20 protein-coding genes are annotated in these 20,516 nt (G+C 32.6%); 10 read left to right on the forward strand and 10 right to left on the reverse strand.

Annotated features, from left to right (window positions below; genetic code table 11):
* Nucleotides 1-81: 81 nt before the first annotated feature.
* The 3 genes from GQR97_RS08375 to GQR97_RS08385 all read left to right on the forward strand — a co-directional run bounded on the left by GQR97_RS08375 (nucleotide 82) and on the right by GQR97_RS08385 (nucleotide 2,135).
* Nucleotides 82-666: a Crp/Fnr family transcriptional regulator gene (locus GQR97_RS08375; protein ID WP_158847359.1), complete on the forward strand. Its 585-nt coding sequence runs from the start codon at nucleotides 82-84 to the stop codon at nucleotides 664-666.
* Between the two features lie 154 nt (nucleotides 667-820).
* Nucleotides 821-1,399: a YceI family protein gene (locus GQR97_RS08380; protein WP_158847361.1), complete on the forward strand. Its 579-nt coding sequence runs from the start codon at nucleotides 821-823 to the stop codon at nucleotides 1,397-1,399.
* A 127-nt stretch (nucleotides 1,400-1,526) separates the two neighbouring features.
* Nucleotides 1,527-2,135: a DEAD/DEAH box helicase gene (locus GQR97_RS08385; protein ID WP_158847363.1), complete on the forward strand. Its 609-nt coding sequence runs from the start codon at nucleotides 1,527-1,529 to the stop codon at nucleotides 2,133-2,135.
* Nucleotides 2,136-2,137: 2 nt separating this feature from the next.
* Here GQR97_RS08385 and GQR97_RS08390 read toward each other — a convergent pair whose 3' ends face one another.
* From GQR97_RS08390 to GQR97_RS08405, 4 genes are all read right to left on the reverse strand, one after another.
* Nucleotides 2,138-3,679: an acyl-CoA carboxylase subunit beta gene (locus tag GQR97_RS08390; protein WP_158847365.1), complete on the reverse strand. Its 1,542-nt coding sequence runs from the start codon at nucleotides 3,677-3,679 to the stop codon at nucleotides 2,138-2,140.
* 34 nt (nucleotides 3,680-3,713) lie between these two features.
* Nucleotides 3,714-5,156, reverse strand: coding sequence for an acetyl-CoA carboxylase biotin carboxylase subunit (accC, locus tag GQR97_RS08395; RefSeq protein WP_158847367.1), 1,443 nt, complete (start codon nucleotides 5,154-5,156; stop codon nucleotides 3,714-3,716).
* 13 nt (nucleotides 5,157-5,169) lie between these two features.
* Nucleotides 5,170-5,655: an acetyl-CoA carboxylase biotin carboxyl carrier protein subunit gene (locus GQR97_RS08400; protein ID WP_158847369.1), complete on the reverse strand. Its 486-nt coding sequence runs from the start codon at nucleotides 5,653-5,655 to the stop codon at nucleotides 5,170-5,172.
* Between the two features lie 162 nt (nucleotides 5,656-5,817).
* A complete protein-coding gene (locus tag GQR97_RS08405; protein WP_158847371.1) occupies nucleotides 5,818-6,495 on the reverse strand; it encodes a PrsW family intramembrane metalloprotease in 678 nt (225 codons plus the stop codon).
* A gap of 97 nt (nucleotides 6,496-6,592) precedes the next feature.
* Between GQR97_RS08405 and GQR97_RS08410 the strand changes: the two genes are divergently transcribed.
* A complete protein-coding gene (locus GQR97_RS08410; protein ID WP_158847373.1) occupies nucleotides 6,593-8,062 on the forward strand; it encodes a T9SS type A sorting domain-containing protein in 1,470 nt (489 codons plus the stop codon).
* Here the strand turns inward: GQR97_RS08410 and GQR97_RS08415 are convergent.
* Nucleotides 8,049-8,600 (reverse strand): NUDIX hydrolase, encoded by a 552-nt coding sequence (locus GQR97_RS08415; protein ID WP_158847375.1) that lies wholly within the window; start codon nucleotides 8,598-8,600, stop codon nucleotides 8,049-8,051. The two genes, GQR97_RS08410 and GQR97_RS08415, sit on opposite strands and share 14 nt — an antisense overlap.
* Before the next feature lie 59 nt (nucleotides 8,601-8,659).
* Complete coding sequence (locus GQR97_RS08420; protein ID WP_158847377.1) at nucleotides 8,660-9,748, reverse strand: M42 family metallopeptidase; 1,089 nt, start codon at nucleotides 9,746-9,748, stop codon at nucleotides 8,660-8,662.
* A 103-nt stretch (nucleotides 9,749-9,851) separates the two neighbouring features.
* Between GQR97_RS08420 and GQR97_RS08425 the strand changes: the two genes are divergently transcribed.
* Genes GQR97_RS08425 through GQR97_RS08435 form a run of 3 tightly spaced genes read left to right on the forward strand, consistent with a single transcriptional unit; the run spans nucleotide 9,852 to nucleotide 11,644 of the window.
* Nucleotides 9,852-10,529 carry a DUF4294 domain-containing protein gene (locus GQR97_RS08425; RefSeq protein ID WP_158847379.1) on the forward strand — a complete coding sequence of 226 codons (678 nt, stop codon included), beginning with the start codon at nucleotides 9,852-9,854 and terminating at the stop codon, nucleotides 10,527-10,529.
* A 3-nt stretch (nucleotides 10,530-10,532) separates the two neighbouring features.
* Nucleotides 10,533-11,156 (forward strand): PAQR family membrane homeostasis protein TrhA, encoded by a 624-nt coding sequence (trhA, locus tag GQR97_RS08430; RefSeq protein ID WP_158847381.1) that lies wholly within the window; start codon nucleotides 10,533-10,535, stop codon nucleotides 11,154-11,156.
* Nucleotides 11,153-11,644: a GNAT family N-acetyltransferase gene (locus tag GQR97_RS08435; protein WP_158847383.1), complete on the forward strand. Its 492-nt coding sequence runs from the start codon at nucleotides 11,153-11,155 to the stop codon at nucleotides 11,642-11,644. The genes trhA and GQR97_RS08435 overlap by 4 nt, the downstream gene beginning before the upstream one ends.
* An 8-nt stretch (nucleotides 11,645-11,652) precedes the next feature.
* On the opposite strand, the gene GQR97_RS08440 is transcribed toward GQR97_RS08435, so the two are convergent.
* On the reverse strand, nucleotides 11,653-12,081 hold the full coding sequence (locus tag GQR97_RS08440; RefSeq protein WP_074939635.1) for a DUF4268 domain-containing protein: 429 nt from the start codon (nucleotides 12,079-12,081) through the stop codon (nucleotides 11,653-11,655).
* 60 nt (nucleotides 12,082-12,141) lie between these two features.
* Nucleotides 12,142-12,783: an O-methyltransferase gene (locus GQR97_RS08445; protein WP_158847385.1), complete on the reverse strand. Its 642-nt coding sequence runs from the start codon at nucleotides 12,781-12,783 to the stop codon at nucleotides 12,142-12,144.
* Nucleotides 12,784-12,965: 182 nt separating this feature from the next.
* On the opposite strand from GQR97_RS08445, the gene GQR97_RS08450 reads away from it, so the two are divergent.
* The 3 genes from GQR97_RS08450 (at nucleotide 12,966) to GQR97_RS08460 (ending at nucleotide 18,688) form a co-directional block, all read left to right on the forward strand.
* Entirely contained in the window at nucleotides 12,966-14,963 is a 1,998-nt protein-coding gene (locus GQR97_RS08450; protein ID WP_158847387.1) for a sensor histidine kinase, read from the forward strand.
* 7 nt (nucleotides 14,964-14,970) lie between these two features.
* Entirely contained in the window at nucleotides 14,971-15,732 is a 762-nt protein-coding gene (locus GQR97_RS08455; RefSeq protein ID WP_158847389.1) for a LytR/AlgR family response regulator transcription factor, read from the forward strand.
* A gap of 82 nt (nucleotides 15,733-15,814) precedes the next feature.
* On the forward strand, nucleotides 15,815-18,688 hold the full coding sequence (locus tag GQR97_RS08460; protein WP_158847391.1) for a M16 family metallopeptidase: 2,874 nt from the start codon (nucleotides 15,815-15,817) through the stop codon (nucleotides 18,686-18,688).
* Nucleotides 18,689-18,749: 61 nt separating this feature from the next.
* Here the strand turns inward: GQR97_RS08460 and GQR97_RS08465 are convergent, their stop codons facing one another.
* Nucleotides 18,750-19,832 carry an amidohydrolase family protein gene (locus GQR97_RS08465; RefSeq protein ID WP_158847393.1) on the reverse strand — a complete coding sequence of 361 codons (1,083 nt, stop codon included), beginning with the start codon at nucleotides 19,830-19,832 and terminating at the stop codon, nucleotides 18,750-18,752.
* 87 nt (nucleotides 19,833-19,919) lie between these two features.
* Entirely contained in the window at nucleotides 19,920-20,453 is a 534-nt protein-coding gene (locus GQR97_RS08470) for a 3-hydroxyanthranilate 3,4-dioxygenase (RefSeq protein WP_158847395.1), read from the reverse strand.
* Between the last annotated feature and the right edge of the window lie 63 nt (nucleotides 20,454-20,516).

Raw genomic sequence — 20,516 nt, forward strand, 5'->3', positions numbered from 1 at the left:
TTATAAATCTAGATATATTCAATTAACATTTATTAACGTTATATTATTATTGCTAAATTTGATTCGAATAAATTGATATAAATGAACATACAACCACTTTTAGATTACATAAAAAGTCTAATTGATTTAACACCAAAAGAGGAAGCTTTTTTGGAGTCTAAAGTAACTTATAGAAAATATTTAAAAGGGCAATATGTTATACAACAAGGCGATATTTGTAAGTATGAATGTTTTGTGATTTCTGGCTGTACAAAAACATTTTATTTAGATCAAGAAGGGCAAGAACACATGGTTATGTTCGCTATTGAAAATTGGTGGACTGCAGATATGGGAAGTTTTATATCCCAAACTCCTGCCGATTATAATGTGCAATGTCTTGAAAATACTGAGCTTATTTTGTTTGCTTATGATGAGTTGGAGGAATTGTATGCCGAAATTCCAAAATTAGAACGTTTGTTTAGGCAAATTGTTGAGCGTGCCTTTGTGGCTTCTCAAAAACGAATTGTTAGAAATTTTAGTCTCACCGCAAAAGAGCGCTACTTATATTTTAAAAGCCAATATACTCAAATAGAAGAGCGTATTCCGCAGTATTTGGTGGCATCATTTCTTGGTATAACGAAAGAGTTTTTGAGTAAAATTAAAAGTCAATTAGCCATAGAAAATTAGTTAAATCTTCATTTATATATCTGTGTTAATTCAATATTGAAGTTAAATGTTAATCTAGATTAACATGATTTGATAAACTACTTCAATTTTTAAGAATTAAAAGCATCGCATCTTTGTGGTGTAATAATTAAACAGAAAAATAATTTATATTAAAATGAGAAATTCAATTAAAAATTTAGCACTTGTTGCTTTTGTAGCCTTGTTTACATTTTCTTTTACAGCTATCGAAAAAGAACAAAAAGAGATTAAAACAGAAAACAGTAAATTAGTTTGGAAAGGCTATAAAGTTACAGGTTCTCATGAAGGAACAATAGATATTCAATCTGGTTCATTAATTTTTGAAGGTGATAAGTTAACTGGTGGAAACATTGTAATAAATATGGCTACTATTGCTTCGACCGATTTAGAAGGTGAGTATAAAGGAAAGCTTGAAGGACATTTAAAGTCTGATGATTTCTTTGGAGTAGAAACACATAGTACATCAACTTTAGAGTTTACAGAAGTAAAAGCATCGGGTAAAAACTCGTATAACGTTATTGGAAATCTAACCATAAAAGGAAAAACAAACCCGGTAAACTTCGCCATTTCTATCTATGGAAATAAAGCAACAGCAAGTTTAAAAGTTGATAGAACAAAATATGATGTAAAATATGGTTCTGCAAGCTTTTTTGATGGTTTAAAAGACAAAGCGATTTACGATGAATTCGATTTAGTTGCAGATTTAGAGTTTTAATAACAACCTGATATTTTAAGATTAAAAGGGAGGCGTTCAGAAATGAACGTCTTTTTTGTTTTTAAGGTTTCTATTTTGGATGTTGAAAAGCCTATCTTTGAAAATCTATTAAAAGAAACTTCATTTTATGTCATTTAAAAAATTAATTGAGCCATTAAAAGATACGCTTAAAAACAAAGGAATTGAAACGCCTTTACCACTTCAAAAGAAAATTTTATCTAGAATAAAAGGTGGTTCAAGCTTGTATGTTTATGGGCCAGAAGGTTCTGGGAAAACATCGAGTATCATAATAAGTGTTGTTCAGAAATTGAAAAATGCTCACGAAGATGCGCCAAGAGCCTTGATTTTTGTAAAAGACAAGCAAACGGCATTAGATTTGGAATTAGAATTTAAGAGCTATACACGCGGTACGGACTTACGAATTTATTGCGCTTACGATGAAAAAAATATTGATGACCAACGTGATGAAATTTATTATGGTACCGATATTATAATTGCGACTCCAAAACGATTAAATAGACTGTTTTATTTAAATGCGGTTAATTTAAATAGACTTCAAATGTGTATTATAGATGATGCTGAATTTTTATTTAGAAATAATAATTTAGCAGAAGTTACCCGAACTCCCGAAAGTATTGGTAAATGCCAATATTTGGTGTTTGCTAAGAAATCTGATGAGCGTTATGAACGCTGGCAAGATACTTTTATGTATAATGCAGATGTTGTTAAAGTTTAATTTTACATCGGAATATTTCCATGTTTTCGTTTTGGGACGTTAACCTCTTTATTTTCTAGCATAGTAAATGTTTTAATTAATTTTCTTCTAGTATTTTTAGGAAGAATTACTTCGTCTATAAAACCACGTTGGGCTGCACGATAAGGGTTTGCAAATTTTTCGGCATATTCAGCTTCTTTTTCTGCTAGTTTCTCTGAAGGATTTTTTGCGCTTGAAATTTCTTTTTTGAATATAATTTCACTTGCTCCTTTAGCTCCCATAACAGCAATTTCGGCTCCTGGCCATGCAAAATTAAAATCGGCACCTATGTGTTTAGAGTTCATAACATCGTAAGCGCCACCATAAGCTTTGCGAGTAATTACGGTTATGCGTGGCACAGTAGCTTCGCTTAAAGCATAAAGTAGTTTTGCGCCGTTTACAATAATACCGTTCCATTCTTGATCGGTACCGGGAAGAAACCCAGGAACATCAACTAAAACCAATAAGGGGATATTGAAACAATCGCAAAAGCGTGTGAATCTTGCTGCTTTTTTAGAACTATTAACATCTAAAACACCTGCTAAAAATTGGGGTTGGTTGGCAACAATACCAATACTTCGTCCGCCTAAGCGTGCAAAACCAACAATTATATTTTCAGCATAATCTTTATGAATTTCGTAAAAAGAATCAGTATCAATAATTCCAGAAATTACGGCGTGCATATCGTAAGGTTTATTCGCATTGTTGGGAATAATATTTGTTAATACATCACGAACCTCATCTTTTAAATTGAATTCTAAATGTTTTGGAGTTTCAGTGTTATTTTGCGGGATGTAACTTAATAGTTTTTTTAAATCTTCTAGACATTCAATATCGTTTGCTGAGGTTTTGTGGGCAACACCCGATTTTGTAGCGTGTGTGTGTGCACCTCCTAAATCTTCGCTACTAACTTCTTCATTGGTAACCGTTTTTACCACATTTGGTCCTGTTACAAACATATAACTCGTGTTCTCAACCATTAATGTGAAATCTGTCATGGCTGGAGAATATACGGCACCACCAGCGCAAGGGCCCATAATAGCTGAGATTTGAGGAATGACTCCTGAAGTCTGAACGTTTCTAAAAAAAATATCGGCATAACCACCAAGTGAACGCACGCCTTCTTGAATTCGAGCACCGCCAGAATCGTTTAAACCAATAATTGGAGCACCAACTTTTACAGCTAAATCCATGATTTTACATATTTTTTCTGCATGTGTTTCCGATAAGGCACCACCAAAAACCGTAAAATCTTGAGCGTAAATATAAACCAATCTTTCATTAATAGTCCCGTAACCTGTAATGACACCATCGCCATAATAGACTTCGTTTTCCATACCAAAATCGGTAGTTCGGTGGGTAACTAACATGCCTGTTTCTTCAAAAGAACCTTCGTCCATTATATAATTAACACGTTCTCTTGCTGTTAGTTTTTTTTTGGCGTGCTGTTTGTCTATACGTTTTTGTCCGCCCCCTAAATGGGCTTGGTCAATACGTTCGTTGAGTTTGTTTATTTTTGGATCCATGTTTTTTATTGTTGCTCAGAAATTTTAGTTGGGCTTATCGAATAGGTAATCTTAATAGCTTTTGGTCTTCTAAATATTGTTTAACGGCAATTAGTGCTGCTATTTTAGCTTCCGTTTCCGATTCTGCTTTTATGGCTTCCGGGTTGTAATAATTTTTTATAAAATGCGTATCGAAATTCCCAGATTTAAAAGCCTCATGATTGCATACAAATTTTCCGAAATTTAATGTGGTTTGTACACCTTCAATCTGAAAACCATCAATAGCTTTCAACATAAATTGAATGGCTTCTTCTCTTGTTTTTCCGTAGGTGATTAATTTAGCTAGCATAGGGTCGTAATAAATTGGGATATCCATGCCTTGCTCGAAGCCATTATCTACTCTAATATTTTCGCCTTCGGGGAGTTTGTAAACTTCTAAATTACCAACACTTGGTAGAAAATTATTTAAAGAATCTTCGGCATAAACTCTCAACTCTATAGCATGACCGTTAATTTTTAAATCGGCTTGTTTTAGTTGAAGTGCTTCACCTTGTGCTATTTTTATTTGAAGCTCTACTAAATCGACTCCAGAAATGAGCTCTGTAACAGGGTGTTCTACTTGTAAGCGTGTATTCATTTCTAGGAAATAGAAATTATTATTTTCATCTAATAAAAACTCCACGGTTCCTGCTCCTAAATAATCACAGGATTTAGCTACTCTTATGGCTGCTTCTCCCATTTCTTCACGAAGCTCTGGAGTTAAAACACACGAAGGTGCTTCTTCAATTACTTTTTGATGGCGCCGTTGTATATTACATTCTCTTTCAAAAAGGTGTAAAATAGTTCCGTGGCTATCTGCTAAAATCTGAATTTCAATATGCCTAGGAGAATTTACATACTTTTCAATAAAAACGGAACCGTCACCAAAGGCCGATGTAGCCTCGCTAATAGCGCGATTCATTTGTGATTCCAAATCTGCTTCTTTTTCAACAACACGCATGCCTTTTCCACCGCCGCCTGCCGAAGCTTTTATTAAAATGGGAAAGCCTATTTTTTTTGCAATGCTTATTGCTTTCTTAACATCTGTAATAGCTTCATCAATTCCGGGAACCATGGGGATGTTATATTGTTTTACTGCTTCTTTAGCAGATAATTTACTCCCCATTATTTTTAAGGCTTTAGATTTTGGACCAATAAAAATAATGTTATTAGCTTCGCAAGCTTCCGCGAAAGCGGCATTTTCACTTAAAAAACCATAACCTGGATGTATGGCATCTACATTTAAATTTTTCGCGACTTCTATAATTTTGTCTGCTCGTAAATAGGATTGGTTAGATGGAGGTTCTCCAATACAAACAGCTTCGTCTGCAAATTTTACATGTGGAGCGTTTCTGTCTACGGTAGAAAACACCGCAACAGTTTTTATTCCCATTTTTTGTGCTGTTTCCATGACACGAATGGCTATTTCACCTCGATTTGCAATTAATATTTTTTTCATGCTTTTATATTAATTATTCAAATTCAATTAATAAATAGTTTTTTTCGACAGCATCACCTTTTACTGCGGAAATAGATTTAATTTTTCCATCTCTTGGTGAAGTGATAATATTTTCCATTTTCATAGCTTCTAAAATTAAAAGCGGATCACCTTCTTTAACGTCTTGTTCTATTTCAACAAAAACTTCTAAAATTAAACCAGGCATTGGAGCTTTTAATTCATTTATGTGTTTGGATGCAGTGCTTTCAAACCCCATTTCTTTTATAAGAAGATCTAATCCGTCAGAAATATTGACTCTGTAGATGTTGTTATTTACTTCGATAGTATAAGATTTTTCAAGGAAATCACATTTTGAGATTTCTGCTTTATACGATTTGTTTTGGTGAAGGATATGCAGTTTGTTTTTAGATGTTTTTATGGCATCTAAAGCAGATATATTGTCTTGAGAAATTTCGAAAATCTGATTATCGTTTACTTTCGTGATAAAATGTTTGCTCATAAAGTCCAGGTTAGTTTGTAGTAAATATAAGGATTTTAGGATTAAATTTTGTTTTTATCAATTGAAACAGTAGTGCCGTTGGGTATAAATAAAAAAAGCTATCCGAATAATCGAATAGCTTTTAGAGTAGAATTTCTTCCTTTTTAATTCTTAATTAAAAGACTATTGGTTTTTAAAATGAGAGTTTTCTTGGTGCTTGATTATCGCTTTTCTAGAAAGTAAAATACCAATGAATAGAGATACGAAAGCTCCTATCCAAATTCCGGGTATAGACTCGATAAACAAAAAGAAATCGTAAGCACCATGAAAAATAATAGCTAATAATAAACCTGATAGATTTAAAACTACTTTGTTATTTGAAAATTTTGCTTTTCCCATAAAATATCCCATGAGGACTCCGAAAGTTGCATGTGCAGGAATAGCAGTAATGGCACGTAAAAATGCAGTTTCAAAACCACTTTCTAAAACGTAGACTATGTTTTCTGTAGCGGCGAAACCCATAGAAACCATTACGGCGTAAACGATACCGTCGAAAGGTTCGTTAAATGCTTTTCTAGTTTGAGCAAAATAACGGACAATAATATATTTACTAAATTCTTCGGTTAAACCAACAACAAAAAAGGCTTTTATAAACTGCTGTATTACGCTCGTATGGTCGTTTAAAGGTAAAACCCAATCGAAAACATAATACATTAATGAGGTGATAATGATACTAATTATAGCGCCTAAAAGAAATGCAATAAGCATTAATCGTTTTGGTTCTTTTTCGTGTTTATCCTTGATGTAAATGTAAAGAATAACTAGAAAAACGGGTACAATTGCAGATAGGAGTAATGCCATTAAATTGATTGGGGATGTTATATAATTATTTAATTTTTAAACTTTTTAGTGTTTTGCGACGTACATAATTACGAACTAATTAGTTAAATACATAAAAATGAATACAAAATTCCTTTTTATTTTCGCATTGTTGATGTTTCAATCTATGCAGGCTCAAGATCTATCTATTGGCTATAAGGCTAATGATTTGGAGCAACATCCTATGCAAGCTTTGAGTAAGCCAGAGTATTTAAGTGCGGTTACAGATCCATCATTCCCAAGTACTAAAATTAGAAGAATTTCCGAAGCAACAAATGGTGATTTTATTGCGCCTATGTACAATTCTACTCAAGCATGGAATGCCGATGAAAGTTTAATGATTGTTTACGGTGGTGGTACTCATAAACTTTTAAATGGTGAAAATTATAAGTTTATTAGGGATTTAACCGATATTAATCCAGATGATGTAGAAACTGTTTTTTGGCACTTTTTCGATCCCGATGTGCTGTTTTATATAGATAATACAACCACTGATCTTGTTAATTATAATGTTAAAACTAATGTGAAAAATGTATTAGTAAACCTTCGATTAGCGTCTGGGTGTGATACGGGCATTACTGGAGGTAACGATGTGCAAATGATGTCTTGGGATTCTGATGTAATAAGTTTTCGTTGTGGTAATGAGGCCGCATATTATTATCGTATTTCTACGGAAACGTTAACTCAATTTAATATTGAAAATATAGAATATATTGCTCCAATGCCTTTTCCTAGCGGGAATTTGTTTTATCATAAAGGAGATGTTTATGATGCGAGCGGAAATTATGTATTATCGTTTAATCTTAATAATGGAACCGAACATTCTTGCATAGGGAGGTTAAGTAATGGTGATGATGCCTATTTTACTGTTGGATATGAAGAAGGTCCAAATGGAGGTTGCCAAGGTACTTTGGTCGCTCATAATGCTATTACAGGGCATTGTATTTCTGTAACACCTGTTAGTGATTATGGTTATCCAAAAACAGGAACACATATTTCTGCGTTAGCACATAAAAATAGTGAAGGCGGTTGGGTTGCTGTATCGTGTATTGGGTTCCAGGAAGATGGCGTACAGCTATTAGATCAAGAAATTTTTATAGCAAAAGTGAATGAATTCGATTCTGATGTTTATCGTGTAGCACACCATAGAAGTGATGAAAATGATATTGATTATTGGGGAGAACCACATGTAACTATTAGTCCTACAGGAACTCGTTTGTTGTTCGGTAGTGATTGGAGTGGTGATGAAGATGGTAAATCGGTAGATAGTTATGTTGCGGAATTAAATGGGCTTTCTCTATCTGTAAATAGTTTAGATAATATCAGTTTGATAGTGTATCCAAACCCTACTACTGATAGGTTGCATGTTGAATCGAAAGAGGTTTTGATTAAATTTCAAATTTTCGATATTCAAGGGCAATTAGTTTTCAAATCACCTTTAGATAATACAAATATTATTGATGTATCTAAACTTACGAGTGGTATGTATTTTATTGAATTACAAAATGAGTTAGGAAACAAGAAATCTCTTAAATTTATAAAACAATAGCCCTTATTTTATCGAGAACAAACTCGTAATATGTTTTGTTCGATTTTACAAAATGATTGTTATTACTATCCTTTAGAAGTGATTTAAATTGAGCGAAAGTAACTAGTTTTAAATCTTCAACTTCCTCTTCTTGTGCAGTGAGTTCCGTGATGTCTACTTTTAATTCAGCAATAAAAACATGGTGGAATTCATTATCTAAAATAGTATCATTCATATAAGCCGTTTTATGCTTATTTACGCCTATCTTAATTAAATTTTCAGGCTCGAGTAATAAACCTAACTCTTCATGAGTTTCTCTAATGGCAGCAGTTTCAAAAGATTCTCCAGCATCAATATGGCCAGCGGCAGATACATCCCAAAGTAAGGGGTAGATTGCTTTTCTGTGAGAGCGTTGTTGCAATAGAATTTCTCCGGTAGCTGTAAATAACCAAAGATGAATGGTGTTGTGAAACCAACCGTTTTTATGAGCTTCAGATTTTAAAGCAACTTTTCCTGTAGGCTCTCCAGTGTCGGTTACTATATCAATATATTCGTCCATATACTTGAATTAAAAAAGCCTCAATTGAATGAGGCTTTTAGGTTTTTTATTCTATTTAATTATTCAAAATAACTAAATGTTTCGCCATCTTTGATGTTTAATAGCGTTTCGTAAATCATTTTAATAACATTTTCAACATCATCTCTGTGTACCATTTCTACTGTAGTATGCATGTAACGGAGTGGTAAAGAAATTAGAGCAGAAGCTACGCCGCCATTGCTATAAGCAAAAGCATCTGTATCTGTTCCTGTTGCTCTAGAAAGCGCAGAGCGTTGAAAAGGAATCCCTTTAGCTTCGGCTGTTTCTGTAATTAAATCGCGTAATTTTTGTTGTACAGCAGGAGCATAAGCAATTACAGGTCCACTACCAAGTTGTAAATCGCCTTGTGTTTTCTTTTCAATCATTGGTGTGGTTGTATCGTGCGTTACATCGGTAACAATAGCCACATTCGGTTTAATGGTTTGAGTTATCATTTCGGCACCACGTAAACCAATTTCTTCTTGTACCGAGTTGGTAATATAAAGTCCAAAAGGTAATTTCTTTTTGTTTTCTTTTAATAAACGTGCAACTTCAGCAATCATAAAACCACCCATACGGTTATCTAATGCACGACAAACAAATTTATCGCCATTTAGAATATGAAATTCATCTGGATATGTAATTACACAACCAACATGAACACCAAGAGCTTCCACTTCTTCTTTAGTTTTGCAGCCACAATCTATAAAAATATTGTCAGGTTTAGGTGCTTCTTCCTTTACCTTGCTACGTGTGTGTATTGCTGGCCAACCAAAAACACCTTTTACAATACCATTTTTTGTATGAATATTTACAATTTTACTCGGTGCAATTTGGTGATCACTACCTCCGTTTCTAATTACGTAAATTAATCCGTCGTCCGAAATATAATTAACATACCACGAAATTTCATCGGCATGTCCTTCAATAACAACTTTGTATTTTGCTTCTGGATTAATAACGCCAACAGCCGTACCATAGGTATCTGTAATAAACTCATCAACATAAGGTTTTAAATAATCCATCCAGATTTTTTGACCTTCCCATTCGTAGCCAGTTGGGGCTGCATTATTTAAATATTTTTCAAGAAAGTCCATAGACTTTTCGTTAAGTATACTCTTCTTTGCCATCTTTATAAAGTTTTGCACTAAATTAATAATATAAATAGAAAAAAAATGTTTTAAAGGGTGTAAATTATTAATTTTGGCAGACTAATTGTCTTATGATATTTTGATGACATTTTTAAAATACATATTCGTGTTATTTCCTATACTGCTCATTGCTCAAATTAGTGATGTTGAGCAGGATACGGTCATGAAGAAATATTTAATAATTAAAGGCGATAGTATTCCAAGAACTTCGATCGATTTAGCGGAAGTAATGATTTTGCCTAAACTTAAATTTGGCGATAGAAAAGAACGTATTCGCTATTTAATTTTGCGACGAAAAACGATAAAAGTGTATCCGTATGCTAAAATGGCGGCAGATAGATTAGATTCTTTAACAAGGCATTTAGCAACACTTACTAAAAACCGAGAAAAAAGAAAATACACTAAGAAGATACAGAAATATATTGAAGGGGAGTTTTCTGAGAAATTAAAGAAGATGAGCCGTACAGAAGGGCAAATTCTTGTAAAGTTAATACACAGGCAAACTGGGAGAACGGCATTCGATTTAGTGAAAGAATTACGTAACGGTTGGCGTGCCTTTTGGTATAATACCACTGCGAGTATGTTCGATATTTCGTTGAAACGTGAATTTGATCCCGAAAACGAAAAAGAAGATTATTTAATTGAAGATATTCTACAACGTAACTTTCAAAACGGACGATTAGTACGTCAGAAATCGGCAATTCCGTTCGATTTTTATAACTTAGTAGATAAGTGGCGACACGAACCCGAAAAACCATAAAATATGCGAATTCAAACCCCTTTTGAAGAAAAATTAAACGCTTTAACTCATGGTATTGGTGCTGTTTTAGGTATTGTGGCGTTAGTTTTATTAATCGTATTTAATACTCATAAAACGCCTTGGAGTTTATTTAGCGTTATTGTTTACGGCATATCTATTATCGTTTTATTTACCGCGTCAACCTTATACCATTCGGTTACCAAAGAAAAGCATAAGCATATATTCCGGATTATAGATCATATTAGTATTTATATCCTTATTGCTGGTACTTACACGCCTGTTTGTTTAATTACTCTCGACCAAAGTTTGGGTTGGCCACTCTTTTGGACGGTTTGGGGCATTGCTGTTTTTGGAGTTGTTTTAAAGTTGTTTTTTACAGGGCGATTCGAGGTGTTTTCTACATTGCTTTATTTGGTGATGGGTTGGCTTATTGTTTTCGATTTTGCTCATTTATCCGAAGGTGTTGGTAATGGTATCTTATTTTTGTTCGCCGGTGGTTTATCCTATACCGTTGGAATCATTTTTTATGCCATTCATAAAATTCCGTACAATCATGTTATTTGGCATCTTTTTGTTTTAGCTGGCGCCGTTTTTCATTTTTTTATGATTTTTAATTACGTGATATGATAACAGTTACAATTGCAAAAACTCAAGCAGATTTTAAATTAGTAGAAACCTTAGCGAGCCAAATTTGGCATCAGCATTATCTAGATATTATTGGTTTAGAGCAGGTGGAATATATGCTGAACAAGTTTAATTCCGCGAAAGCGATTGAAGAGCAGGTGCGTTTAGGAGCGCAATTTTACTATTTAACTTATGGTGAAACACCGGTTGGTTATATGGCTATAAAACCGGAAGAGGATTTTTTGTTTTTAAGTAAATTATACGTTGCAGAAGGCTTTAGAGGAAATGGTATTGGTCGGGTTGCTTTAAATTTTATAGATGAAGAAGCAAAAAAACAACAACTTTCGGGCATTAGTTTGAAGGTGAATAAATATAATACAGCTTCTATTGCAGCCTACGAAAAATTAGGCTTTAAAAACGTAAAAGCATCTGTTACCGATATTGGAAACGGCTTTGTTATGGACGATTTTGAAATGGAAAAGTTGTTTTAGTTGAGGTGTTAACCTTCGATAACATCTTTGTATTCCTCGAAAAAAGCTTCAAATAAATTCATGTTTACATTAAAAAACTCCATCACATCGCGCCATGTATTTTTGTTGTGGATAGATACTTTTTGTTCTAAAGGCACATAAATTCTCGAAATTTCTTTTTCATTATCTAAAAAATAAGCTTCGTTGTAAATGGCGTCAGGCAAGTATTCATCTAATAAAATAGATTTTAAGGCCTCTAGTTTTTCCCAATGATTAATGCGGTGTTCCAAATCGTCTTCAAGATCTAAAGCGATTAAAGCACTTCGGTTATCAAAATGAAATTTAAAACTTAAACCTTTTAATTTTGTGTTGTATAAAATCCACTTTCGTGGGAAAGATTTTCCGAAACTGGTCCAGAATTCTTCTCGCATTTTTCTTGATTCTTCTTTACTAAACATTGAAAATATATGTTTTCCAATTTCCGCGAAAGCGAAAATCTTATTAATTTATAGCCCTAATTACAGCTTTCTACTCACCGTTAACCCATCACGAATAGGCAAAACCACAGTTTCTATTCTTGGGTCTTCCTTTAAAAGTGTGTTATAATCTAAAACCGCTTTAGTCGATTTATCTTTAGGGTCCAGTGGCTCAATCACTTTACCATGCCACAACACATTATCGGAAATAATGATACCACCCGGATTTAGCTTTTCAATAATTAAATAAAAATAATTGACGTAGTTGGGCTTATCGGCATCAATAAAAATTAAATCGAAGGTTTTGTCTAAGGTTGGAATAATGTCAATGGCATTCCCGAGATGCTGAAAAATTTGGTTTCCGTATTCCGATTTATCGAAATATTTACGTTGAAAATCAAACAGTTCCTCATTCACATCAATAGTGTGTAACTCACCATCTTTTTGTAAACCTTCAGCTAAACATAAAGAGGCATAACCTGTAAAAGTGCCGAGTTCCAAAATGTTTTTTGGGTTTTTAAGTTTAGAGATCATGCTTAAAACGCGCCCTTGGTAGGGACCGCTTAGCATAATGGGCTGTAAAATTTTCTGATACGTTTCGCGCGTAAGTTGCTGTAATAATGAAGGTTCGTCTTCAGAATGGTCTACAACGTAGGCGTCTAATTCTTCGGGTATAAAATGCATGTTTTGTCTGGTCGAGCGCAGTCGAGACCTTTTTAAATTAAAACCAAAAGTATCACTTTTTTATAGATCCGTTTTAATTTCAATGTAATTTAGAAACTATATATGCAGTTCGTCAGAAATCAGTTTCAATATTAAATCTTAACAAGTTTCTTTGAGCTTTATAAATAGTTAAATTTACAATCATGAAAAGACTCATTTTACTTGCTCTTATTCTTATAAGTATTCCTGTTATTGTAATCTCAGGTTCTAGTAAAAGTACAAACCGTATTAATCATTACCCAGATTTACCAAAAGATGATAAATGGGAATATGTAAAGGAACGTCTTTTTAAAGGCGAAACTCAAAATTTTCATAGTTATTCTGGACCTATATTAATTGAATTAGTAAATGCTCATTTTCCAGACAGTACAGCTTTAAATTCTGTTTTTGAAGAAATAAGAGCGGTGTTACCGGATAAGGATATCGATTATTTTAGACACTACACAGGTGTTAGTTCATTAAGAGTTCCTCAAAGTGATGATCCCAAGGTAGTAAACGGGTTCAAGCTTTCTAAGTTGAAGGGACGCGCTTTAACTCTTTGGATTACAGAAGTAGAATCAAAAAAAGAAGCTTATACATTATATGATGAAAGGTTCTTGAAAACGGTTAGTCTTAATTATTATGGAACGAAATTGGTAAATAGCCGAACAAGAGGTCTTGGGTCTAATAAAAGAGATTATGTTCCCAATAGTCGACAATTTACTTTTAAGTTTCATGAAAGTCAAACTGTAAAAGAAAGAATGGAAATGATGAGATTTTATTTAGTTAGAATGATATCATGTGCAAGTCTATTTAAGGAAAGAACTAATCGTGAATCTGAAGTTGTAGGGGCGATGTTGAATAGCAATGAAGCATCTTCATGGCATCTTGAATTTACTGAGTATGATAAGTTCTTACTTCAAAAATTCTATTCTCCAACGTTGGTTCAAGAATACAAAAATTATATGTTTAAAACGTATCCAGAGTGGTCTGCTGTTAATTTTGTAAACAAAGAAAATACTAAGTTATTGGCCAATTGGACGCGTGCTATTTTGGCTGTAGTTTTGTTTTTTCTAGCTTTTAGTCTTTTGTATAAAAGACAATATCGATTTAAATTTTTAAGCTATTTTGTTCCTATTTTAATAGCCTACCTATGTCTTATAGAATTGAATTTTGTTAATAGTTATTTTTTTCCGACAGGTAAACCTTTTAATCAAGAAAAATTTTGGTTTAGCTGTTTGGTTTGGTTTACAGGCGTAGTCCTTATTGCATTCTTTTTATGGCTATTTGATAAGTATATTGTTAAAAGAGAAATGAGTTTTACTACTCAACTGGTATTAAAAACAAGTTTCACATTGTTCGTTTTTTTAGTTCCAGCGTTTTTATTTCCAATCATATTATCCGATATTGAATGGAATAAAATTCATCATATTAACTGGATTAAATCTTATGATTATTTTTTAGGATTTCGCTCTCCTGTTACATGGGCTTTTCTATTTTCACTAGGACGAGGTGTTTTATTATACCTAGACCACTTTTCAGAAAACCTAGTAAAACAAAAAGACATAGAATTAAGTACCCTAAAAGCAGCCAATGCTCAAGCCGAAGTCAGATTATTACAATCTCAAATAAATCCGCATTTTTTATACAATGCCTTAAACTCTATTGCAAGTTTAGCACAAAGTGATGCAGTTAAAACTGAAAAAATGGCATTGTCTTTATCCGATTTATTTAAATACACCATCAACCGAAAAGGAAAAAAGAATAGCACCATTGGCGATGAGGTAGAGATGGTTAAAAACTATCTGGAAGTAGAACAAATTCGTTTTGGAGACCGTTTATCTTTCAACATTAGTGTTGACGAAAGTTTGGAAGCTATAGAAATCCCGATGTTTCTTATTCAACCATTAATAGAAAATGCTGTTAAGCACGGCGTATCAAAAATAGAAGGTGCAGGAAAGATTCATTTGAAGATTAATAGGAGTAAAGAAGGAATTGTTATAATGGTAATTGATAATGGTCCACGATTTCCAGATGGTTTAGTTAGTGGTCATGGCTTGCAAACGGTTTATGATTTACTTAAGTTTAGTTATGCCGATAATGCTTCAATAAGCATAGAAAATGAACCCGTGAAACAAATAACGATTACCATTAAAACATAATTTTAACATGCAAAAACTATATTCAACTTTAATTATAGATGATGAGCCTTTGGCAAGAGAGCGTCTAGAAAAATTGCTTTTGTGTTTTCCAGAAACAATACATATTATTGGTTTTGCTAAAAATGGTAGTGATGCTCAGCAGAAAATAGAGGCATTAAACCCAGATCTTATTTTTTTAGACATTGAAATGCCTGGATTAACGGGTTTTCAATTAATTGAAAATTTAAAAATTATACCGCTAATTGTATTTTGTACAGCACATGATGAATATGCTTTAAAAGCCTTTGAAACCAATAGTATTGATTATTTAGTAAAGCCTTTACGGGTTGAACGTTTGGAAAAGACTATAGAAAAATTAAAACATTTTAATACCGATAATATCTCTCAAAATATTTTGGAAGTCATAAAATCTTTAACTGAAGAAAAATTAGAAACAATAATGACTTCTATAACGGTTAAAAAAGGAGACCGTCTTATTTTTATAAAATTAAAAGATGTTTTTTACTTTGAAGCGAATAATAAGTACGTTACTATTTTTACAAATAAAGATAACTACTTGAGCGAAAAATCATTGTCTCAAATAGAAAGCGAGTTGCCAAATTATTTTGTAAGAGTCCATCGTGGGTATATTGTAAATATCAATACGGTTGAAGAGGTTCAAAAATATTTCAATAGTAGGTATATAATAAAGCTTGGTAATAACAGTAAAACCAATATAACCTCTGGAAGAGGTTATATTAATCAAATAAAAAACTGGATAAATGTGTAACTTTTATTACAATAAAGGCGTTAACTTGTAGGCTATACAATAATAAGTATTTAATCTATTAAAAAAACAACAACCTATAAACATGAAACACAGCTTCGTCTTTTTACTTTTATTTATTTCAACAGTTTCATTTTCTCAACAATCTACAGAAAATAAACTACTAGCTTATAATTTAGAAACAGAAATCCCTAAAGACACTACTGCCATTCGTGGAGAATTAGATAATGGATTAAAATATTATATAAAAGAAAATGATAGACCTAAAGATATTGTTTACATACGTTTAGTGGTTAAAGCAGGTAGGTTGCAAGAAGATGATACACAACAAGGGTTGGCGCACTTATTAGAGCATATGGGCTTTAATGGTACTAAAAACTTTAAGAAAGATAAATTAGTAAAATATTTAGAGAGCATAGGGATGACTTTTGGCGCAGACCTTAATGCACATACAGGTTTTGATGAAACCGTTTATAAGTTAAAAGTACCGAGTAAAGACTTGAAAAAGATAGACAAAGCCTTTCAAATTATTGAAGATTGGTCACATAACATGTTATTAAAAGATGAAGATATAAATGCTGAACGTCCTGTGGTTTTAGAAGAATTTAGAGGGAAATTAGGAAAAAGTTTACGTATAGGAAAAGAAAGCGCAGAGTTTCTATTTGAAGGTATGCAGCAATTAAAATATTTTTCTGATGATAAAATAGAGAATATAGAAAATTTCAAAACTGACGATATGCGTCGTTTTTATAAAGATTGGTATCGCCCAAACTTAATGGGAATTATAGTTGCGGGAGATATAGACCCAGTTTATGCCGAAAATAAAATTAAAAAACATTTTTCGGGGTTAATAAATCCAATAAATGAAAAGCCATTATTAGCTTATGATAGTGTACCATATCATAAAGAGCTGCGTGTAAAAATAATTACAGACCCTGAGCAAACAACAACTTCTATTGGCTTAAGTTTTATGGATAAATATCCAAGTAGAAAAAACACTATTTTACTAAAACTCCAAAGAGAAAGCATTGTAAGAGGTATGGTGATTAGTATGATAAATAGAAGATTAATAGAATTGTCTAATAGTGATACACCACCTTTTATTGGCTCAGGTGTGAGTTATAGAAGTACAATTAGTAAATATCATAATAGCTTTTCAATAAACGCCACTTCAAGTGAAGCAGGAATACAAATAGCTTTAAAACATATGGTTTTTGAGTTAGAACGTATTAAACGATATGGTTTTACTAAAGAGGAATTAGATCAGATAAAAAAAGATAAGCTAGCTAGTAATGAAACCTTTTTAGAAAATAAAGATGATTGGTATTCTAGTAGTTATTTAAGTCTTTTAGAGCAAGAATTTAAAAACAATTGGGTATTGTATTCTAAAGACTGGAAATATGATTTTTTCAAAAACACGATACCAGAGGTTAGTTTACAAGATGTAAATAATGTGTTTGATCTTTATTACCACAAAGATAATAGAGCCGTAATATTAACAGCTCCAGAAAAAGAAGGTTTGGTTTTATCTAGTGAAAAGGAATTGTTAGAAACTATAAATTTAGCCGAATTAGATAGTACAATTACAGAATACAAGCCTAAAAAGTTGAAAACTCAATTATTAAAAGATTTAAGACCAAAAGGGACTATTGTTTCTGAAGAAGATGATTTATATGATATAAAAAAAATAGTTTTAAGCAACGGTGCTAGGGTGTTTTATAAGAAAACGGACTTCGATAAAGAACAGGTAAGATTTAAAGCATTTAGTTATGGTGGTAATTCTTTAATGTCTGATGAAGATGTAAAAAGTATAGGGCAATTAATGCCTATTGTTACGGTTACTGGGGTAGGAGGGTTTAAAAAACACGAATTATCAAAATTTTTAGCAGGAAAAAAAGTGGGTGTATCTTCTTTTGTTTCAACCTACGATGAGGGTTTAAAAGGGACCACTCGAACTACAGATTTAGAAACACTTTTTAAATTAATTTATTTAAATTTTACAAGTCTTAATAACGATGAAAGTATGTATTTGTCTTATGTAGATAAGATAAAAACTGTTACGAAAAACAGAAAATTGAGTCCTAGTAACATATTTTCTAGTGAAATTAGTAAAGTTACACAAGCAGGAAACCCTAGATATATAAATATGAATGAGAATAGTAATTTAGAACGTTTGCTAGATTCCGTACCATATAAAACGTTATATAAAACCTATAAAGAGCGTTTTGAAAATGCAGGGGATTTTAGTTTTTTCTTTATTGGCGATTTTGATGAAGACCTTTTAAAAACTTATGCAGAAACCTATTTAGCATCATTACCAAGCACCGATGAAAGAGAGGAATACAAACTATCAACTTATAAAAATATGATTTCTGATGAGCGTATTGGTGTTCATAAAGGACTAGAAGATAAAGCAACCTTATTAATTACTTTTAATAAAGAAGCTAAACATGTGAAAAAAGAAAGTGATGCTTTAAAAATATTTGGGCAAATATACAACACCAGATTGCGTAATATAATTAGAGAAGAAAAAGGAGGGGTGTATACTGTACGTGCTAATTTAAGGCATGTGAGTAGGCCATACTCAAAGTATTCAGCATCTATAAATTTTAGCTGTTCCCCAGCAAATATTGAAGTTTTAGAGAAAGAAAGTTTATTTATTTTAAAAGAATTTATAAAAGAAGGGCCAACTAAAAAAGAGGTGGAAAATGTAAAGAAAAATTGGCTGTTAAATCGAAAAAAAGCTCTTGAAACTAACGCTTTTTGGTTTAATTACATGTACAATAAAGTATATTGGAAAGAACAATTTAAAGATATTAGTAACTATGAAGAAAAGCTTTCTGAAATAACACCAAAATTCATCAAGAAAGTAGCTAATAAGTATATAGAAAAGCCAAGTTTAATTGCAGAACTGCTACCTGAAATAAAAGAAGAAGCTAACGATACCAAGGTTAATTAATATATAATATTTTTTAAAAACAAAACGCTTTTCATTATTTATATGAAAGGCGTTTTGCGTTTTAACTTAAAATCCTATTAATCAATTTTTCTTTAGCAGCTTCATCTTCACCACATAACCATTGAATTACATTATGTTCCCAAATATCATCATACTCAGTTTTGGTGATAATTTCTCTTTCAACAGCTAAATCTAGTATTTTCCCAGGGTAAGATGATTGCTTATCACTTTCCATTTCACCTAAAGGATACGGATCGTCTAACCCCATAATAACTTGTTTAGAGCCATGATTTCTAATCAATAATTCTAGTCCGCCAGTATCATGGACCAAAGTATCGAAGAATATGTTTTTATGGCCAACAGCCTCTCTTGGGTGGTGTTTACCTTCGAATAAATCGGGTCTACCATCGAAACCCTGAATTCGTCTACCCAAGTTAATTTGAGCCAATTGCCCACCGTGAGCAAAGCAAGTACGCATATTTGGATATTTTTCTTGATAACCATTTAATGTTAAAAAATGATATGCATCGCCACATTGAGCTAACATCCAAATAAGATGAAAACGCCAGGATATGTTTTCTAATTTTATAAATTTTTCACCATCGTAAGGATGGATTTCTACAGCTAAGTTGTATTTGTTAGCCAACTCAAAAATAGGTTCGTTTTCTTCATCAAAAATACAACGCCACGTACCAATGGTATCCATATAATGGGTTGGTAGGCAAAGTAATTGCATGCCATGGGTTTCTACACAACGTTCAATTTCCCAACAGGCACTGCGAATAAAGCCTGGATGCACCACAAAGCCACAGGTAAATTTACTGGGGTGTTCGCGCTGTATACGTGCATTAAAATCATTTTGAAAACGTAACGCCTTTTTCATTTCTTCAACACGTAAACCATTGCCGTAAAGTTGCGATAGGTTTAAAACTACAGCATGATCTAGTTTGTTACGCTCCATCCATTCTAACTTTTCATCTAGAAAAAAACTAGAGTCGGTTACGGGGCGTTTCCAATCTTTTTGAAGCATGAATTTCCGGTCTTTATCTACCCAGAAAATGCCTTTTTCTTGCATGTAGTCTGGTATTTCTTCCGGATAAGGAAGTAAGTGAGAATGTCCGTTAATTCTAAGTTTACGTTTCATGTGTTTTGTTTCAGCGAAAGCGAAAAAAGTTTTATGTTGTTTATAGATTACGACTTTAAATAGAAATATCTAAAGTTTTAAAAAATGCTATTCAATTTCAACCTTTTTGGGAGGTTGCATAACTTCACTGCAATTTGGGCATGTGCGTTTGTGCTGATCACTGTAATAATTATCGAAAATTTTAGGCATATCGGTTTCAATATTTTCTAATGTAAAATCTTCTTCGTAAAGTTTGGTTACACAGTTTTCGCAAAACCATACCAAAGCATCTTTCATGCCTTCGGGACGTTTGTACTCGATAACTAAACCTACCGTATTGGCGCCACGTTGTGGAGAATGTGGTACTTTTGCAGGTAATAAATAAATATCACCTTCTTTGATATGCACATCTTTTGGCGTGCCTTTATCAATGATTTTTAAAATAATATCGCCTTCAACTTGATAGAAAAACTCTGGAGTTTCATTGTAATGATAATCTTTTCGACTGTTTGGACCACCAACTACCATAACAATAAAATCGGCATCTTTCCAAACCACTTTGTTGCCAACGGGTGGTTTTAGTAAATGTCTGTTTTCTTCAATCCAAGCTTTAAAATTTAAAGGAGAAACTAGTTTACTCATGTTTTATTAGTTTTTGAATATGAAATAACTTTTTATAAAGTTACAATTTATAATGAATTGTGC

This window comes from Algibacter sp. L1A34 (assembly GCF_009796805.1).
In the GTDB taxonomy this organism is placed as follows: Bacteria; Bacteroidota; Bacteroidia; order Flavobacteriales; family Flavobacteriaceae; genus Algibacter.

Coding starts and splice junctions, on each gene's coding strand:
- GQR97_RS08375 (WP_158847359.1), top strand. CDS start 82: ATGAACATACAACCACTTTTAGATTACATAAAAAGTCTAATTGATTTA.
- GQR97_RS08380 (WP_158847361.1), top strand. CDS start 821: ATGAGAAATTCAATTAAAAATTTAGCACTTGTTGCTTTTGTAGCCTTG.
- GQR97_RS08385 (WP_158847363.1), top strand. CDS start 1,527: ATGTCATTTAAAAAATTAATTGAGCCATTAAAAGATACGCTTAAAAAC.
- GQR97_RS08390 (WP_158847365.1), bottom strand. CDS start 3,679: ATGGATCCAAAAATAAACAAACTCAACGAACGTATTGACCAAGCCCAT.
- accC (WP_158847367.1), bottom strand. CDS start 5,156: ATGAAAAAAATATTAATTGCAAATCGAGGTGAAATAGCCATTCGTGTC.
- GQR97_RS08400 (WP_158847369.1), bottom strand. CDS start 5,655: ATGAGCAAACATTTTATCACGAAAGTAAACGATAATCAGATTTTCGAA.
- GQR97_RS08405 (WP_158847371.1), bottom strand. CDS start 6,495: ATGGCATTACTCCTATCTGCAATTGTACCCGTTTTTCTAGTTATTCTT.
- GQR97_RS08410 (WP_158847373.1), top strand. CDS start 6,593: ATGAATACAAAATTCCTTTTTATTTTCGCATTGTTGATGTTTCAATCT.
- GQR97_RS08415 (WP_158847375.1), bottom strand. CDS start 8,600: ATGGACGAATATATTGATATAGTAACCGACACTGGAGAGCCTACAGGA.
- GQR97_RS08420 (WP_158847377.1), bottom strand. CDS start 9,748: ATGGCAAAGAAGAGTATACTTAACGAAAAGTCTATGGACTTTCTTGAA.
- GQR97_RS08425 (WP_158847379.1), top strand. CDS start 9,852: ATGACATTTTTAAAATACATATTCGTGTTATTTCCTATACTGCTCATT.
- trhA (WP_158847381.1), top strand. CDS start 10,533: ATGCGAATTCAAACCCCTTTTGAAGAAAAATTAAACGCTTTAACTCAT.
- GQR97_RS08435 (WP_158847383.1), top strand. CDS start 11,153: ATGATAACAGTTACAATTGCAAAAACTCAAGCAGATTTTAAATTAGTA.
- GQR97_RS08440 (WP_074939635.1), bottom strand. CDS start 12,081: ATGTTTAGTAAAGAAGAATCAAGAAAAATGCGAGAAGAATTCTGGACC.
- GQR97_RS08445 (WP_158847385.1), bottom strand. CDS start 12,783: ATGCATTTTATACCCGAAGAATTAGACGCCTACGTTGTAGACCATTCT.
- GQR97_RS08450 (WP_158847387.1), top strand. CDS start 12,966: ATGAAAAGACTCATTTTACTTGCTCTTATTCTTATAAGTATTCCTGTT.
- GQR97_RS08455 (WP_158847389.1), top strand. CDS start 14,971: ATGCAAAAACTATATTCAACTTTAATTATAGATGATGAGCCTTTGGCA.
- GQR97_RS08460 (WP_158847391.1), top strand. CDS start 15,815: ATGAAACACAGCTTCGTCTTTTTACTTTTATTTATTTCAACAGTTTCA.
- GQR97_RS08465 (WP_158847393.1), bottom strand. CDS start 19,832: ATGAAACGTAAACTTAGAATTAACGGACATTCTCACTTACTTCCTTAT.
- GQR97_RS08470 (WP_158847395.1), bottom strand. CDS start 20,453: ATGAGTAAACTAGTTTCTCCTTTAAATTTTAAAGCTTGGATTGAAGAA.